The 14,460-nt window shown below is 64.8% G+C and carries 15 protein-coding genes; 9 read left to right on the top strand and 6 right to left on the bottom strand.

Features of this window, described 5'->3' with window-relative positions; all coding sequences use genetic code 11:
• From NZ951_04375 to NZ951_04360, 4 genes are all read left to right on the top strand, one after another.
• A partial coding sequence (locus NZ951_04375) for a site-specific DNA-methyltransferase (GenBank protein MCS7207158.1) occupies positions 1-749 on the top strand: 749 nt, incomplete at its 5' end.
• 9 nt (positions 750-758) lie between these two features.
• A complete protein-coding gene (locus NZ951_04370) occupies positions 759-1,904 on the top strand; it encodes an acyl-CoA dehydrogenase family protein (protein MCS7207157.1) in 1,146 nt (381 codons plus the stop codon).
• A 402-nt stretch (positions 1,905-2,306) separates the two neighbouring features.
• Entirely contained in the window at positions 2,307-2,726 is a 420-nt protein-coding gene (mce, locus tag NZ951_04365) for a methylmalonyl-CoA epimerase (GenBank protein MCS7207156.1), read from the top strand.
• 14 nt (positions 2,727-2,740) lie between these two features.
• The gene (locus NZ951_04360; GenBank protein ID MCS7207155.1) at positions 2,741-3,166 is read left to right on the top strand and encodes a cobalamin B12-binding domain-containing protein; all 426 of its coding nucleotides are present in this window, start codon (positions 2,741-2,743) and stop codon (positions 3,164-3,166) included.
• On the opposite strand, the gene NZ951_04355 is transcribed toward NZ951_04360, so the two are convergent.
• Complete coding sequence (locus NZ951_04355) at positions 3,163-3,966, bottom strand: enoyl-CoA hydratase-related protein (GenBank protein ID MCS7207154.1); 804 nt, start codon at positions 3,964-3,966, stop codon at positions 3,163-3,165. The two genes, NZ951_04360 and NZ951_04355, sit on opposite strands and share 4 nt — an antisense overlap.
• Before the next feature lie 147 nt (positions 3,967-4,113).
• Here NZ951_04355 and nusA point away from each other — a divergent pair, with 147 nt between their 5' ends.
• Genes nusA through truB form a run of 5 tightly spaced genes read left to right on the top strand, consistent with a single transcriptional unit; the run spans position 4,114 to position 9,004 of the window.
• Complete coding sequence (gene nusA / locus NZ951_04350; protein MCS7207153.1) at positions 4,114-5,565, top strand: transcription termination factor NusA; 1,452 nt, start codon at positions 4,114-4,116, stop codon at positions 5,563-5,565.
• A 3-nt stretch (positions 5,566-5,568) separates the two neighbouring features.
• Positions 5,569-5,886 carry a YlxR family protein gene (locus tag NZ951_04345; GenBank protein ID MCS7207152.1) on the top strand — a complete coding sequence of 106 codons (318 nt, stop codon included), beginning with the start codon at positions 5,569-5,571 and terminating at the stop codon, positions 5,884-5,886.
• A 1-nt stretch (position 5,887) separates the two neighbouring features.
• The gene (gene infB / locus NZ951_04340; protein MCS7207151.1) at positions 5,888-7,708 is read left to right on the top strand and encodes a translation initiation factor IF-2; all 1,821 of its coding nucleotides are present in this window, start codon (positions 5,888-5,890) and stop codon (positions 7,706-7,708) included.
• 9 nt (positions 7,709-7,717) lie between these two features.
• The gene (gene rbfA / locus NZ951_04335) at positions 7,718-8,080 is read left to right on the top strand and encodes a 30S ribosome-binding factor RbfA (GenBank protein MCS7207150.1); all 363 of its coding nucleotides are present in this window, start codon (positions 7,718-7,720) and stop codon (positions 8,078-8,080) included.
• Between the two features lie 3 nt (positions 8,081-8,083).
• On the top strand, positions 8,084-9,004 hold the full coding sequence (gene truB, locus NZ951_04330; GenBank protein MCS7207149.1) for a tRNA pseudouridine(55) synthase TruB: 921 nt from the start codon (positions 8,084-8,086) through the stop codon (positions 9,002-9,004).
• Positions 9,005-9,010: 6 nt separating this feature from the next.
• On the opposite strand, the gene NZ951_04325 is transcribed toward truB, so the two are convergent.
• From NZ951_04325 to NZ951_04305, 5 genes are read right to left on the bottom strand one after another with little or no spacing between them, the layout of a single operon-like run.
• A complete protein-coding gene (locus tag NZ951_04325; GenBank protein ID MCS7207148.1) occupies positions 9,011-10,036 on the bottom strand; it encodes a 2-dehydropantoate 2-reductase in 1,026 nt (341 codons plus the stop codon).
• Between the two features lie 17 nt (positions 10,037-10,053).
• Positions 10,054-10,668: a DUF4389 domain-containing protein gene (locus NZ951_04320; protein ID MCS7207147.1), complete on the bottom strand. Its 615-nt coding sequence runs from the start codon at positions 10,666-10,668 to the stop codon at positions 10,054-10,056.
• Positions 10,669-10,716: 48 nt separating this feature from the next.
• Positions 10,717-13,032, bottom strand: coding sequence for a xanthine dehydrogenase family protein molybdopterin-binding subunit (locus tag NZ951_04315; protein MCS7207146.1), 2,316 nt, complete (start codon positions 13,030-13,032; stop codon positions 10,717-10,719).
• On the bottom strand, positions 13,029-13,532 hold the full coding sequence (locus tag NZ951_04310) for a (2Fe-2S)-binding protein (GenBank protein ID MCS7207145.1): 504 nt from the start codon (positions 13,530-13,532) through the stop codon (positions 13,029-13,031). Before NZ951_04310 ends, NZ951_04315 begins: the two co-directional genes overlap by 4 nt.
• 10 nt (positions 13,533-13,542) lie before the next feature.
• Positions 13,543-14,424 carry a xanthine dehydrogenase family protein subunit M gene (locus NZ951_04305; protein ID MCS7207144.1) on the bottom strand — a complete coding sequence of 294 codons (882 nt, stop codon included), beginning with the start codon at positions 14,422-14,424 and terminating at the stop codon, positions 13,543-13,545.
• Positions 14,425-14,460: the final 36 nt, after the last annotated feature.

The following is a 14,460-nucleotide window of genomic DNA, read 5'->3' as shown; positions in this document are numbered from 1 at the left end:
TCTACGGCCGCACCCCCGATGTCCTTCTGCACCTGGATATGCAGTTTGACCTGCTCCTGACCGACCCTCCGTATAACTCCCCCCGCAAGTCCTACTTCGCCCTCCCCTGGCAGAAGCACCAGAACCGCGACTTCGGCCCCTGGGACGCCGTGGAGAACACCGACTATTCGTGGCTGGAGCCTGTCGTTACCCGCTTGCTCAAGAAGGACTCTGCCCTTCTCATCTTCTCCCCCTTTGAGCGCATCGGGGACTATGAGGATGTGCTGACCGCCTTGGGATGCACCTACAAGACCACCATCGTGTGGCACAAGACCAATGGGGTGGTGCATGTCCCCACCTACAAGAGCGCCTGCGAGGCCATCATCTACGCCGTCAAGGGACGCCCCTTCTTCCGCAAATGGGAGACCCAAAAAGGCTTCGCCGCCCATAACTACATCCGCGGCCCCAGTTGCATGGGGGCCGAGCGCGCCCGCTGGGGCCACCCCACCCAAAAGCCCGAGTACCTCATCGCCCGCCTCCTGCATCGCCACAGCCAGCCCGGCTATTGGGTGTTGGACCCCTTTATGGGCGTGGGCACCGTCCCTGCGGTATGCTGGAAGATGGGACGCCACTGCCTCGGGGTGGAGCAGGACGCCACCTACTATCAGCGGGCCGCCCAACGCCTGCAGGAACTGGGATGGGCTCCCCCGCGCCCCTGTGCTGACCAGGGAGACCCCTCCCGCCCTGCGCTCACAACCGCACACCCATAGGAGGAAGCCATGCCCGACATCCTGCTCACGGAAGAGGAGCGCCTCCTGCGCACAACCGTGCGGGAGTTCGCCGAAAAGGAACTGGCTCCCAAGGCCGCTCACCTGGATGCCCACCCCCAGTTCCCCTGGGAGAACATGCGCGCCCTGGCTACCCTGGGCCTCACGGGGCTGACCATTGACCCCCAATACGGCGGCTCCGGGGGAACCACTAAGGCTCTTGTGGTAGCCATAGAGGAAATCGCCCGCGCCTGCGCCGCCACCAGCGTTACCTATCTGGCCCACCTCTCCCTGGCCATGCAGGTGATTCAGCGCTTCGCCACCGAGGAGCAGAAGGCGCGTCTTTTGCCCCCGATGCTCAAGAGCGAGCGTATCGGAGCCTTCTGCCTCACAGAGCCCAGCGGAGGGAGCGACGCCGCCGGCCTGCAGACCTCCGCCACCTGGCGAGACGGGGGCTACGTGCTCACGGGCACGAAAACCTTCATCACCAACGCCACCGTCGCCGATGTGTTCATTGTGTTCGCCACCCACGACCGCACCAAACGGGCCAAGGGCATCTCCTGCTTCCTTATAGACGGTCGCCCCAAGGGCCTCTCCACCACGCCTTTGCACGGTAAGATGGGCATGCGCGCCTCGGACACGGGGATGGTGCACTTGGACGAGGTCTGGGTCCCTGAAAGCCACCGCCTCGGGCCCGAGGGGCAGGGCTTCAAAGTCGCCATGCAGATACTGGACGCCTCCCGCATCTCGGTGGCCGCCCAGTGTGTCGGCATCGCCCAGGCGGCGCTGGATGTAGCCACTAGTTATGTACAGCAGAGGATGGTGTTCGGTCAGCGCCTCGCCGACTTCCAACACACCCAGTTCACCCTGGCGGAGATGGCGACACGGGTGGAGGCCAGCCGGCTCCTGACGCTCCAGGCAGCCATGCTCCACGACGCGGGCCAGCCCTTCATTAAAGAGGCGTCCATGGCCAAGTGGATGGCGTCGGAGACGGCGGTGTGGTGTGCCGACCGGGCGGTGCAGCTGCACGGGGGTTACGGCTACTTCAGCCCAGCGCTGGCGGAGCGCCTATATCGGGATGCCCGGGTGTTGACCATCTACGAAGGCACCAGCGAAGTGCAACGCCTCATCATCGCCCGCCACCTGCTCGGGCGGTAGAGCGCTGCTCCAGCCTTTCCAGAAACAAGATGCCAGGGGACAACCCCCGCCACTATGTAAACAACACTCCCCCGGATCGGGACAAGGGGGACAAGCCAGGTGGGGGAGTTTCTGCAAGGGCAACGGCTCAAGCAGTCAAAGCGGTCGCCCCCGCACGGGGCAGACACCCCCCTCACGAGCCCACCGGTGGGACTGCGTCGGCTTTCCCGTTACAGAACTGTTGGCCCCCTCCCTTCACCCAACAAGCGTTGTGGCCCACAATCCCCACCGCGTTTCTATGGGGTAAAGTTACATGTGCAGAGCGTCGCCCGCCACGAAGAGATGGCGTGCGGAGGTGTGCCCGACCTGTAAGACTTCGGGTGCCCGACGGGGCCTTCCACATCCCCCTCTGAGGAGGCGCTTATGACCACCCCTTGCGTCGCCCGCTCTCTGGACCACATCGCTATCGCCACCCCCGATATCTACGCCGCCCTGCGCTTTTACCAGCAGGTCTTTGGCCTGCCCACCACCGTAACGGTAGAGGAGGTGCCCGACCAGAAGGTCTTGGGATGTCTCATCCCCTTGCAAGGGGGAACACGCTTGGAACTGATTCAGCCCACCGACCCCCACACGGGGGTGGGGCGCTTCGTCGCCCAGCGGGGAGAAGCCCTCCATCACATCGCCTTCGTGGTGGACGACCTCTCCGGGGCCTTGCAGCGCCTGGCCGCCCAAGGGCTGACCCTTATAGACACGGAGCCCCGCCATGGTCTCGCGGGGCGTATCGCCTTCCTGCATCCGAAATCCACCCGAGGCGTTTTGATAGAATTAGTCCAGCAAGGGTGAGGAGGTGAGGGACTATGGTGCAGGCGCCTCCCATCCGTGTGCTGGTGGCCAAGCCCGGCCTGGACGGCCACGACCGGGGGGCCAAAGTGGTGGCCCGCGCCCTGCGGGACGCCGGCATGGAGGTCATCTACACCGGCATCCGCCAAACTCCCCAGATGATCGTGGAAGCCGCCTTGCAAGAGGATGTGGATGTAGTGGGCTTGAGCATCCTGTCGGGTGCCCATATGGAACTGATACCGCCCATTCTGCAAGGCCTGCGGGAACGGGGCATGGGAGATGTGGTCGTCGTGGTAGGGGGCATCATCCCCGAGGAGGACAAGGTCGCCCTCAAGAGCATGGGCGTCGCCGAGGTGTTCGGGCCGGGATCCTCCACGAAGGACATTGTGGAGTTTATTCGTCGTGCCGTGGCCCAGCGCTCTCAGCGGGAGGGGGCCGTCTAGCGCCCCTTAAACTGGGCCTCCCGCTTCTCCAGGAAGGCACGCACCCCCTCCTGGTGGTCCTCGGTTTGCATCAGGACGCTTTGCCCGTACGCCTCGACCAGGAGGTGCTCCTCCAGGCGCGGGGTCTCCAACGACCGTTGCACCGCCGCCTTGATGGCCTCCAAGGCCAAGGGGGGGCCTTTGGCCAGTTCCGAAGCCAAAGCCTTGGCCTCCTCCAGCAGGCGATCGTCGGGCACCACCTTGCTGACCAGACCCCACCGCTCCGCCTCCTGGGCCGAGACCATCCGCCCCGTGTACATCATGTCGTAGGCGCGCGAGGGGCCGATCAACCGAGGCAAAAGCCAGGTGCATCCGTAGTCCGGCATCAGCCCGCGGCGGACAAAGATGGCGGAGAAGCGGGCGCTCTCGGCCGCCAGGCGGATGTCGCAGGCCAAAGCCAGGGAGAGGCCCGCCCCCGCTGCCACGCCGTTCACAGCGGCTATCGTGGGACGCCCAAAGCGAAACAGGAGGCCCGTGGGCCAGCCGAGGGGTCGACGCAATCGGCCCGCTGGCCCTCCTGCCAGAGCCGACGCCCCTTCACCCCGCGCCCCCGCCAGACCCGACACATCTGCCCCCGAACAGAACCCCCGTCCCCGCCCCGTGACAATCAGGGCGCGCACCTCTTGGGCGCGCAGCTCCATCAGAGCCTGCTCCAGTTCAGTTTGCATCTCGGGGGTGATGGCATTCAAACGCTCGGGGCGATTAAGGGCCACCATTGCCCAGCCCGCACCCATCTCTATCTCCAGCGTGGAATAGGGCACAGCGCCTCCTTTCCGGGGACAACCCTTTAGGGGCGGGCATCCCCCGCACCTTGCGTCGGATCCCCTCCGATGGTATAGTATAGGGTGGGAAGGAGTGGGCTGAAACCCACTCTTTTGTTACCGCGGGCGCCGCGTGAGGGTGGGAGCATGAAAAGCGACTTCCTGCTGGCCGTTACCCAACTCTCGGCAGAACGCAACCTGCCGAGGGAGAAGGTCATTGCCGCCATCGAGGCAGCCCTCGTCGCGGCCTTCCGCAAAGACCCCGCTGTGGAGGGGCGCAACATCACCGTGCGCCTCAACCCCCTCACCGGGGATGTGAAGGTCTACACCCAGCAGACCGTCGTGGAGAAAGTTACCGACTCCAAGAAGGAAATCTCCCTCCTTGAGGCGCGCAGCCGCAATCCCGCCGCCAAAGTGGGGGATGTACTGGAGATAGAGACCCAGGCCGTCTCGCCGGGGCGCATCCCCGCCCAGACCTTCAAGCAGGTACTCCTTCAGCGCCTGCGGGACGCCGAACGGGAGCAAATCGTCGCCCAGTTCGCCAGCAAAGTGGGCGAAATCCTCCCCGCCCGTGTGGAACGGGAGGAGGGGGGAAACTGGATCCTGCGGGTGGATACCTCCGTGGAAGCCCTGCTCCCCAAAGAGGAGCAGGTGCCCACGGAGCGGTACTACCCCGGCCAGACCCTTCAGGTCTACTTGCTCAAAGCAGGCGGGCCGGAGAAGGGCAATAGAGGCTACGACCTCATCGTGTCCCGTGCCCATCCCGGCCTGCTGAAGCGCCTCTTTGAGCGCGACATCCCCGAAATCGCCAACGGGACAGTGGAGATCCGCGCCATTGCCCGGGAACCGGGCTCGCGCTCCAAGGTGGCGGTGGTGGCACGGCAGGAGCGCATCGACCCCGTGGGCACCTGCGTGGGCCTCAAGGGCTTCCGCATCCAGAGCATCATGAAGGAGCTGCAGGGCGAAAAGGTGGATGTTATCCAGTGGCACCGGGACCCCGCCGTTTTCATCGCCAATGCCCTGAGCCCCGCACAGGTGATCAAGGTGCTCACACGGGAGGGCACCAAGCGGGCCACAGTGGTCGTCCCCGACAAGCAGCTGTCCCTGGCCATCGGCAAGGATGGCCAGAACGCCCGCTTGGCGGCCCGTCTGACGGGGTGGCACATCGAGATCATCAGCCTTACCGAGTACGAGACCCAGCAGGCCCAGGCGCCAGAGCCGGCCTTGGCGGAAGCGCCCCCACCGCCCCCGCCGCCCCCGCCTGCTCCCGCGCCCGTGCCCCGTCCTCCCGAGGCTGTGCCTGAAGCACCTTTACCCACCCCTGAGGTGCCTCTGCCTGCCGCTGCCCAGGCGCCCCAACCGCCGGCGCCCGCCCCTGTCCCCACACCCGCCCACGAAGAGGTTGCCCCCGAGCAACCCAAGGAAGACATCTGGTCCCTGGCGCGCATCTCGTTACAGCCGTCCGGCATCCGTTTCGCCGAAGATGTCCTCCCGAAGCGGGAGGTGGAACGGGAGGTCCGGGGCAAGGAGCGCAAGGGGAAGAAGGGCAAACGCATCCGCTTCACCGAAGAGATGGATGAGGACCTGGAGGGGCTGTAAGGTATGGCCAAAACCAGCCCAGTGCGCCCCCGCCCCATTCCCCAGCGCACCTGCGCCGGGTGCGGAGCCAAGCGCCCGAAAGGGGAGCTGGTGCGCATCGTCCGTCTGGCGAACGGGGAAGTGGCTGTGGACCCCACTCGTAAACGCCCAGGGCGGGGCACCTACTTGTGCCCTACCCCTTCCTGTTGGGATATCGCCCTCAAGCGGGGGCGCCTCGAGCACGCCCTACGGGGGCCTATCCCCCCTCCGGCGCGCGAGGCCCTGCGGGCCTACGCCACCACCCACCTGACGCCCACCCCCGTCCAGACGAAGGAGGCCTAACATGACCGTACCCCACAGGGCGTCCCCCGCCCCTCCCGGGGCACCCCCCCAGCGCCTCAAAAGTGTGGAACTACCCCCCGTCATCACCGTGCGCCAACTGGCCGAGGCGCTGGGTGCCAGCCCCATAGACATCATCAAACATCTGATGCGCAACGGCATCATGGCCACCATCAACCAGGCGGTAGACTTCGACACTGCCGCCATCGTGGCTGCCGACTTCGGCTTTGAGGCACGCAAAAAAGAAGAGCCCGTCCGCAACCTGGAGCAAATCCTCAAGCAACTAGCCCCCGAAGGGGAAGACCCCTCCCTGTTGCGTCCCCGCCCCCCGGTGATCACTATCTTGGGGCATGTGGACCACGGAAAGACCACCCTTCTGGACGCCATCCGCCAGACCAATGTGGCCGCCCAAGAGGTCGGGGGCATCACCCAGCACATTGGCGCCTACCAGATTGAATACAAGGGCCACAAAATAACCTTCCTGGACACCCCCGGCCACGAGGCTTTCACCGCGATGCGCGCCCGGGGTGCCCAAGTAACTGACATCGCTGTGCTCGTGGTGGCGGCCGACGATGGGGTCATGCCCCAAACCGTGGAGGCCCTCAACCACGCCCGTGCGGCCAACGTCCCCATTGTGGTGGCCATCAACAAGATAGATAAGCCCGGCGCAGACCCCGAGCGGGTGAAGCGCCAGTTGGCCGAACTGGGCCTCATCCCTGAGGAGTGGGGCGGGGATACTATTATGGTGCCCATTTCGGCCAAGATGCGCAAGGGCATCGACGACCTCTTGGAGACCCTCTTGCTGGTAGCCGAGATGCGGGAACTGAAGGCCAACCCCCATCGCCCCGCCGTGGGCGTGGTCATAGAGGCTAAGGTGGATAAGAGTAAAGGCCCTGTGGCCACCGTCCTAGTCCAGACAGGCACCCTGCACGTGGGCGACAATGTGGTGGTGGGCGATACCTGGGGGCGGGTCAAAGCCCTTCTCACCGATACGGGCCGACGCACCCGCAAGGCCGAGCCCGCCATGCCCGTTGAGGTTTTGGGGCTGGACTCTTTGCCCCAAGCGGGCGACACCCTCATCGCTGTTCCCGACGAGAAAACGGCCAAAGAGATTGTGGAAGCCCGCCAGCGCCAACTGGCCGCCCAAAAGGCCTCGGCCCGCCCCCTCACATTGGAGGACCTCACCCGACAGATCCAAGCCGGCGAGGTGAAGGAACTCCCCCTTATTTTGAAGTGCGATGTGCAGGGGAGCGTGGAGGCCGTCAAGACCGCCCTGGAAAAGGTGCAGTCGGAAAAGGCCAAGATCAAACTCATCCACAGCATGGCGGGCACCATCACCGAGAGCGATGTGCTGCTGGCTATGGCCTCCCGTGCCATTATCATCGGCTTCACCACTCGCGTGGAGCCCGGGGCGCGCCGTCTGGCCGACAAGGAGGGGGTGCAAATTCGCACCTACGACATTATCTACGACCTGGTGGAGGATGTGCGGCGGGCCCTGGTGGGCCTGACAGTGCCCGAGGAGCGGGAGGTGGTGGAGGGCCACGCCCAGGTGAAGGCCGTGTTCCCAGTAGGCAAGAAGGGCAAGGTGGCGGGATGCCTGGTCACCGATGGGAAAGTGGTGCGGGGGGCGGGGGTGCGCGTCCTGCGGGGCGGGAAGGTGGTCTATGAAGGCCAGGTCACCAGCCTGCGCCGGGTCAAAGAGGATGTGCGGGAAGTGGCCCAGGGCTTTGAATGCGGGGTGGGGATTGAAGGGTTCATCGACTTCCAGGAAGGGGATATCCTGGAGGTATTCCGCAAAGAAAGGGTCAAGCCCCCCACCGGCTAGGAGGCCCCTATGGGCCGTCGCCTGGACCGCCTTAACGACCTCCTCCAAGAGGAGATTAGCGCCCTCCTGCGGGAAGTCAAAGACCCCCGCTTAGCCGGCCTGGTTACCATCACCCGGGTAGCGGTGTCGGAGGATTTGGCCCATGCGCGGGTGTTCTTCAGCGTCCTGGGCACCCCCGAGGAGTGGGAGTCCACCCAGCGGGCGTTGGCGTCGGCGGCGGGTTTCTTGCGTCGGGAACTGTCCCACCGCCTCACCCTGCGCCGCATCCCCGAACTGCACTTCACTCCTGACACCTCGTTGGAGAAGGCGGGGCGGGTGCTGGATCTACTCCATCAACTGTCCACCGAGCGCAAGACCTCGCCGATGGAGTAGCCCGTGGGCGTTCACGGCTTCCTCAACCTCCTCAAGCCCTCGGGCATGACCTCCATGGACGCCGTGCGGCGGGTCAAGCGCTTGACACGGGAGCGCTCCCTAGGGCACGGGGGCACCCTAGACCCCTTGGCCACGGGGGTGTTGCCCATTCTGTTTGGGCAAGCGTCCCGCCTGATGGACATTCTGATTGAGGGGCGTAAGGTCTATAGGGGCGTGGTCCGCCTGGGCATCACCACTGACACCTACGATGTTACGGGCACAGTGCTGGCCACCTCCGACCCCTCCCCCATCACCCGGGAGCAGGTGGAGGCGGTGCTGGCCCGCTTCACGGGCACCATCATCCAAGTGCCCCCCGCCTACAGCGCCCTGAAGCAGGAGGGCGAGCCTCTCTATCACAAGGCGCGCCGGGGCGAGGAGGTGCACCCGAAGCCCCGTCGGGTGCGGGTGTATCGCCTAACCCTCCTGTCGTGGACACCCCCGACCTGTACGATAGAGATTGAGTGCGGTCGGGGAGTGTACATCCGCTCCCTGGCCCACGATATCGGCCAGGCCTTGGGATGCGGCGGTGCCTTGCAGGCGTTGGAGCGCCTGCAGGCGGGCCCCTTCCGGGTGGAGGAGGCGGTGAGCCTGGACACCTTCGCCCAAGCGGTGGCCGATGGCACGTGGAAGGCCCTGCTGTATCCCCCCGATTTCCTGGTGCGCCATTTGAAGGCGGCCATCCTGGGGCCGGCCACTGCCCGCATGGTGGCTCAGGGGCAGGACATCGTCCTGGGGCGACGGGGCCTTCTGCTGGCCCAGCACGGCGAGATGTGTCGGCTGTATACCCTGGATGGGCAGTTCTTGGCCCTGGCCCGCTACGACAGCAGTAAGGGGCGCTGGCACCCCGACAAAGTGTTTACTCCCGCCTTGGAGGAGACGCCCTAAGGGGTGTCAGGAGAGCATCGCCTTGAGGGGGGCGATGTTCTCCAGGGAGGGCTTGCGCCTGCCCGCCTCCACCTCTTTCACAAGGGGCACGATGGCGCTGTTGAAAGGCGTGGGCACCCCCACCTGTTGGCCCAAGCGCACCACCATCCCGTTGAGGTCATCAATCTCTGTCTTGCGCCCCTTCAGAATGTCCTGGAGCAAAGAGGGGCGGCCCTCCCGCGAGCGCTGGGCGTCCTCCATAAGACGCAGTTCCACCTCCTCCAGGCCCTTGCCTTGAGCGGCATCTTTCATCGCCTGGGGAGGGATGCTCCCGATAGGCTCAATGTGATAGCCTAGGGCCTCCCCTACCTGCACCACCTCAGCGGCGATACGGATGGCGATGCGTCGGGTATCGGGGTGCTGACGCGCAGCGGCAGACCCCAAACCCGTGATGCCGGCAATGGGGTTCGCCATACAGTTGATGGCCAGTTTGGCCCAGCGCTCGCCCCACAGGTTGGTGGTAATGGCCGTCTTCGCTGCCACCGACAGCATCTCCGCCAGGCGTTGGATGCGGGGGGTAATGCGCCCATGCACCTCCCCCACCTTGTAGCCGATACGGTCGGGATCATCGGTGCGCTGGACATGCCCCGGCTCATACATGCCAGCCCCCACTGTAACCACGATGCCCACCGTGCGCCCCCACCCCACCACGTGGGCGATACGCTCCTCGTTGATGCTGTTTTGGGCAGAGGCCACATACCCCTCCGGCTTCAGGTAAGGCCCTATAAGGGTGCACGCCCAGGCGGTGTCATAGGACTTGACCGCAAGAACAGCCACATCAAACGGCTCCTGCTTCTGCAGCTCGTGAATATGAATGGCCTTTACCTTGACCTGATACTGGGCGTTTGGGGTGGTGATGCGCAGACCGTTGCGCTTCATGGCGTCCACATGCTCGGGCCACTGGTCCACGAGGGTAACATCATACCCTGCACGGGCGAGCATGCCCCCCAGGTAGCTCCCGATGGCTCCGGCACCTACCACGGCGATGCGCATCTTGCTCCTTTCGTCCCTTACTTGCCCAGGCGAAACGGAGGATAACGGTCAGTCAGAAGGAGTACATACCCCGCTACCCGATAGGCCCAGTGGTTGATGCCCATGATAAACTCCCACAGGCCCAACGGGTAGCGGCCAGTGAACAGGAGGGCGATGGCCGCAAAAAGAACCAGGGGCAAGTGCAATCCTCCATAGCAATAGCCCGTCCCCCCTTGAAAAATCTCCAAGATGAGGTAATGGGGAAAGGCCAAGAGCCACCACTTCACCAGCACAAGCCCACGGCTCAGGCGCTCCGGGTAGACGACCCCCAGGTCGGCGGGGTAGTCATCCCGCGGGGACAGCGTAAAGGGGGGATAGCGGTCGGTGCCCAAGGCCTGGTAACTATAGAAGCCCACCCTCCATGCCCAACGCAAGATGCCCACCATGTAGTCAAAGAGGGGGCGGGGGTACCGCCCGGTGAGGAGGATGGCCACCAGGGCCACCACCCACACCACCACACCCCCCAGGAAGAGGACAAACAACACTACGATATGTGGGACAACCAATACCCACTTCACCAGCCAGAGCCACCGGCTCAATGGCTCTGTGCGCTCGCCCCGCAGGACGAGCGGGTATGGGTGCGCTTGCGTCATCCCGCCCCCGTAAGGGAGATACCCCTGCGCAGGGGCACAAACGCCTACTTACCCGGAGCCGCCGTTGGCGGCGATGGGCTGGGGGTGGTGCGCCCGCTTCTTCTCCTGGATGGCCCAGAACACCGCCTCGGGGGTCATGGGGAGTTTGGTCATGCGCACCCCCACGGCACGGTAGATGGCGTTGGCCAGGGCCGCCGGCCCCGGCACAATGGGGGGCTCTCCCACGCCCCGCACCCCCAAAGGCCCATCGGGGGCAGGCACCTCTACGATGCAGGTGTCAATCATGGGGACGTCTAGGGCCGTCGGCTCCCGGTAGTCCAGGAGAGTGGGGTTGCGCAGTTTGCCCTTATCCCAAGCGTAGTACTCAAACAGCCCCCACCCAATGCCCTGGACGGCCCCTCCCTGCATCTGCCCCTCCACCTGAACGGGATTGATGGCCTTGCCCGCATCCTGGAAGGCCGTAAAGCGCAAGATCTTCACCTTACCCGTCTCGGGATCTACCTCCACATCGCACACCTGGGCGGCGAACTCGTTAGCCGGCTGGAGGCGGGTCACAGTGCCCGTGCCCACGATGGGGCCTGTGCCCCGAGTGCGGGTGAGGGACGCCACCTGCCGCCAGGGCATGGCCAGTTCGGGGTCGCTTCGCACCCAGAACTTGCCCTCGGCGTACTCTATGTCCTGGGCGGTGAAGCGCCGGTCGGGCTTACTCAAAGCCTCCGCCGCCTGGGCCTTCATCTGGGCGATAACGCTCTGGCAAGCACGCGCCAGGGCCGCACTTTGCGTAAAGGTCGACCGGCTCCCCGCGCTCAGGTCCGTATAGGGGGCGGAGTCGGTATCCGCCACGCGGATGGACACTTGCTCCAGGGGGATTTGGAGCATATCCGCCACCATTTGCATCATGGTGGTGCGGGTGCCGGTGAGGTCCACCTGCCCCGTAACGATGTTCACCGTGCCGTCCACATTCACGATGACCTGGGAGGAGGAGGTGAGGATGGCCCCCATCCATGCCCCCATAGCCATACCGCGCCCTCGGTTCTTGCCCTGCAGGGGGGTATTCCAGTGGGGGTGGTTTTGCACCGCCTCGAGGACGGCCTTCGCCCCGATGCGCCCATACTTCTGTCCCGTGACATTCTGGTCGCCCTCCTCGGCGACATTGCGCAGGCGAAACTCTACGGGATCCATCCCCAGGCGCTCGGCCAGCATATCCAGGACGGACTCGGCGGCGAAGGCCACCACGGTGCCCCCCGGGGCGCGGTAGGCCTGCACGCGCGGCTTGTTGGTAACTACATCGTAGGCCTCTACCTTCATGGCGGGGGCTTTATAGGGGGCGAAAATGCACCAGGTCGCCCCTTGAATAGGGGCACCCGGGAAAGCCCCCGCATCCATAATGATCTTCCCGTAGAGGCCTGTGAGCCGCCCGTCTTTTTTGGCCCCCGCCTTCACGGTGATATAGGCGGGCGAGCCGGGGCCGGTGGCACGGAACACTTCGGCCCGGTCCATGACCATCTTGACGGGGCGGCCAGCCTTCCGACTCAACAGGATTGCCAGAGGCTCCAAGATGACATAGATCTTCCCCCCAAACCCTCCGCCGATCTCCGCAGGAATCACATTGATCTGGTGCAGAGGCACCTTGAGCAGGGCGGAGAGCATCCGTTGGGCGTTGAAGGTGCCCTGCGTGGTCGTCCATACATTGATCTTGCCGTTGGCGTCCACCCAGGCGACGCACGCCTGGGGCTCCAGGTAGCCCTGGTGCACCATCTGGGTCTCAAAGGACTGCTCCACCACCACATCCGCCTCGGCCCAGGCCTTCTCCAGGTCGCCGAAGCCCGTCTCCACGATGGTGGCGATGTTGGACGGCTTGGTGGGCTTCTCCCCCAGGGTGCGGGTATACAAGTTGGGATGCAAAAGGGGGGCGTCAGGCTTCATGGCGTCCAGGGCGGTGTCCACTACGGGCAAAACCTCATAGTCCACCTGGATGAGTTCCAGGGCCGCCTCGGCGATTTCGGGGGCAGTGGCAGCCACAGCAGCGATGGCGTGGCCTTCAAAGAGGGCCTTGTCGTGGGCGATGGTGAGGCGGCGCAGGTGGTCCAAGTCAATCATCAGCTCCCCACCGAAAGCAGCGCGGGCATCTTCCAGGGGGGGCAGGTCGGCAGAGGTTACCACCGCCTTCACCCCCTCCAGGGCCAGGGCCCGGGAGGCGTCAATGCGGCGAATGATGGCGTGCGGATGGGGGCTGCGGAGCACCTTGCCATAGAGCATCCCCGGCAGTTTCAGGTCGGCCCCGTAGCGGGCAGTGCCGGTGACGCGCTCCAGGGCGTCGGCTTTGGGGACGGGCTTACCAATGTAGCGATAGGTGGTCGTCATGCTTTGACCTCCCCGCGGGCCACAGCCAGGATAGCCCGCACGATTTTATCATACCCCGTGCACCGACAGAGGTTACCTGCAATGCCCAGGCGCACATCGTGCTCGGTGGGGTTAGGGATTTTCTGCAGGAGGTACTTGGCCGACATCAGGAACCCCGGGGTGCAGAACCCGCATTGCAACGCCCCGTATTCCATAAAGGCCTTTTGCAGAGGATCCAAGCGGTTGCCCTGGGCCAGCCCCTCCACCGTTACAATATCCGCCCCTTCCGCCTCGGGGGCCAACACCAGACAGGAAGTAACCGTCTTCCCGTTCATGAGCACGGTGCAACACCCGCAGTTGCCGTTGCCACACCCCTCCTTCGTTCCCGTGAGGCCCAGTTCATCCCGCAGGGCCTCCAACAGGGTCTGCCAAGGCTTGACCAGGAGCACTTGAGGCTCCCCATTGACACGGCAATGAATGGGGATGCGCAGGCCCAGCTTATGCAAGGGGTAAGTCGTCATTGCTCCTCTCCTAATCCAGATGAATGCCCAGGTCGGCTAGGGCTTGGACCAGGGTGCGCCGAGTCAACACCTTCACCAGTTCCTTACGGTAGCCGATGCTTCCGCGCACATCGGTAATGGGCTTGGTGGCCAGCACCGCCTTCTCGCCGGCCTGCTCCAGGAGGGTCCGCGTGGGGCGCTGACCCTCTAGCAGAGCCTCGGCCTCGTGCGCCCGCACAGGGGTGGGAGCCACAGCAGCCAATGCGATGCGTGCCCGACGGATCACGCCCTGCTCGTCCACGGCCACCAGACTGGCCGCCCCCGCCACGGCGATATCCATCTCCTCCCGGGGAATAAAGCGCTGGTAACGGCTACGACTGCGCGGGGGCGCAGGAGGCACCTGGATGCCGAGGAGGATTTCATCCGGGCCCAGAACGGTCTGCCCCGGGCCTGTGAAGAAGCGCTCCAGGGGCACCTGGCGCTCCCCCCGGGGGCCGCCGATAAGGGCGACGGCCTCGTAGACCAGCAGGGGCGGAACGGTGTCGGCGGAGGGGGCGGCGTTGCAAATGTTGCCTCCCAGAGAGGCCCGATGCTGAATCTGCCAAGAGCCGATGAGCATGGCCCCTTCACGGATGGCTGGGTAGTGCTGGGACACTGCGGGGTTCTCATAGACCCGGTAGCAGGGCACGGCGGCACCGATGAGCAGACCTTTGCGGGGATCATACTCCAGGCGTTGCAGTTCAGGGATGTGCTTCACATCCATGACGATCGCCGCCTGCTTGCGCCCGACCCGCAGTTGGTCAATAAGGTCGGTGCCCCCGGCCAGGGGACGCACGGGCCCACCGTTGGCCTGGGATAAAATGGCATAGGCCTCTTGCAGGCGTTTGGGGGCCTTGTAGTCAAAGGGGCGCACGGCGCACCTCCCTTCGCAGTACGGCCATTATAGTCA

The sequence above is a fragment of the Dehalococcoidia bacterium genome, from assembly GCA_025060295.1.
In the GTDB taxonomy this organism is placed as follows: Bacteria; Chloroflexota; Dehalococcoidia; order Lucifugimonadales; family HRBIN23; genus HRBIN23.
This window is presented reverse-complemented; position numbering and strand designations above follow the sequence as displayed.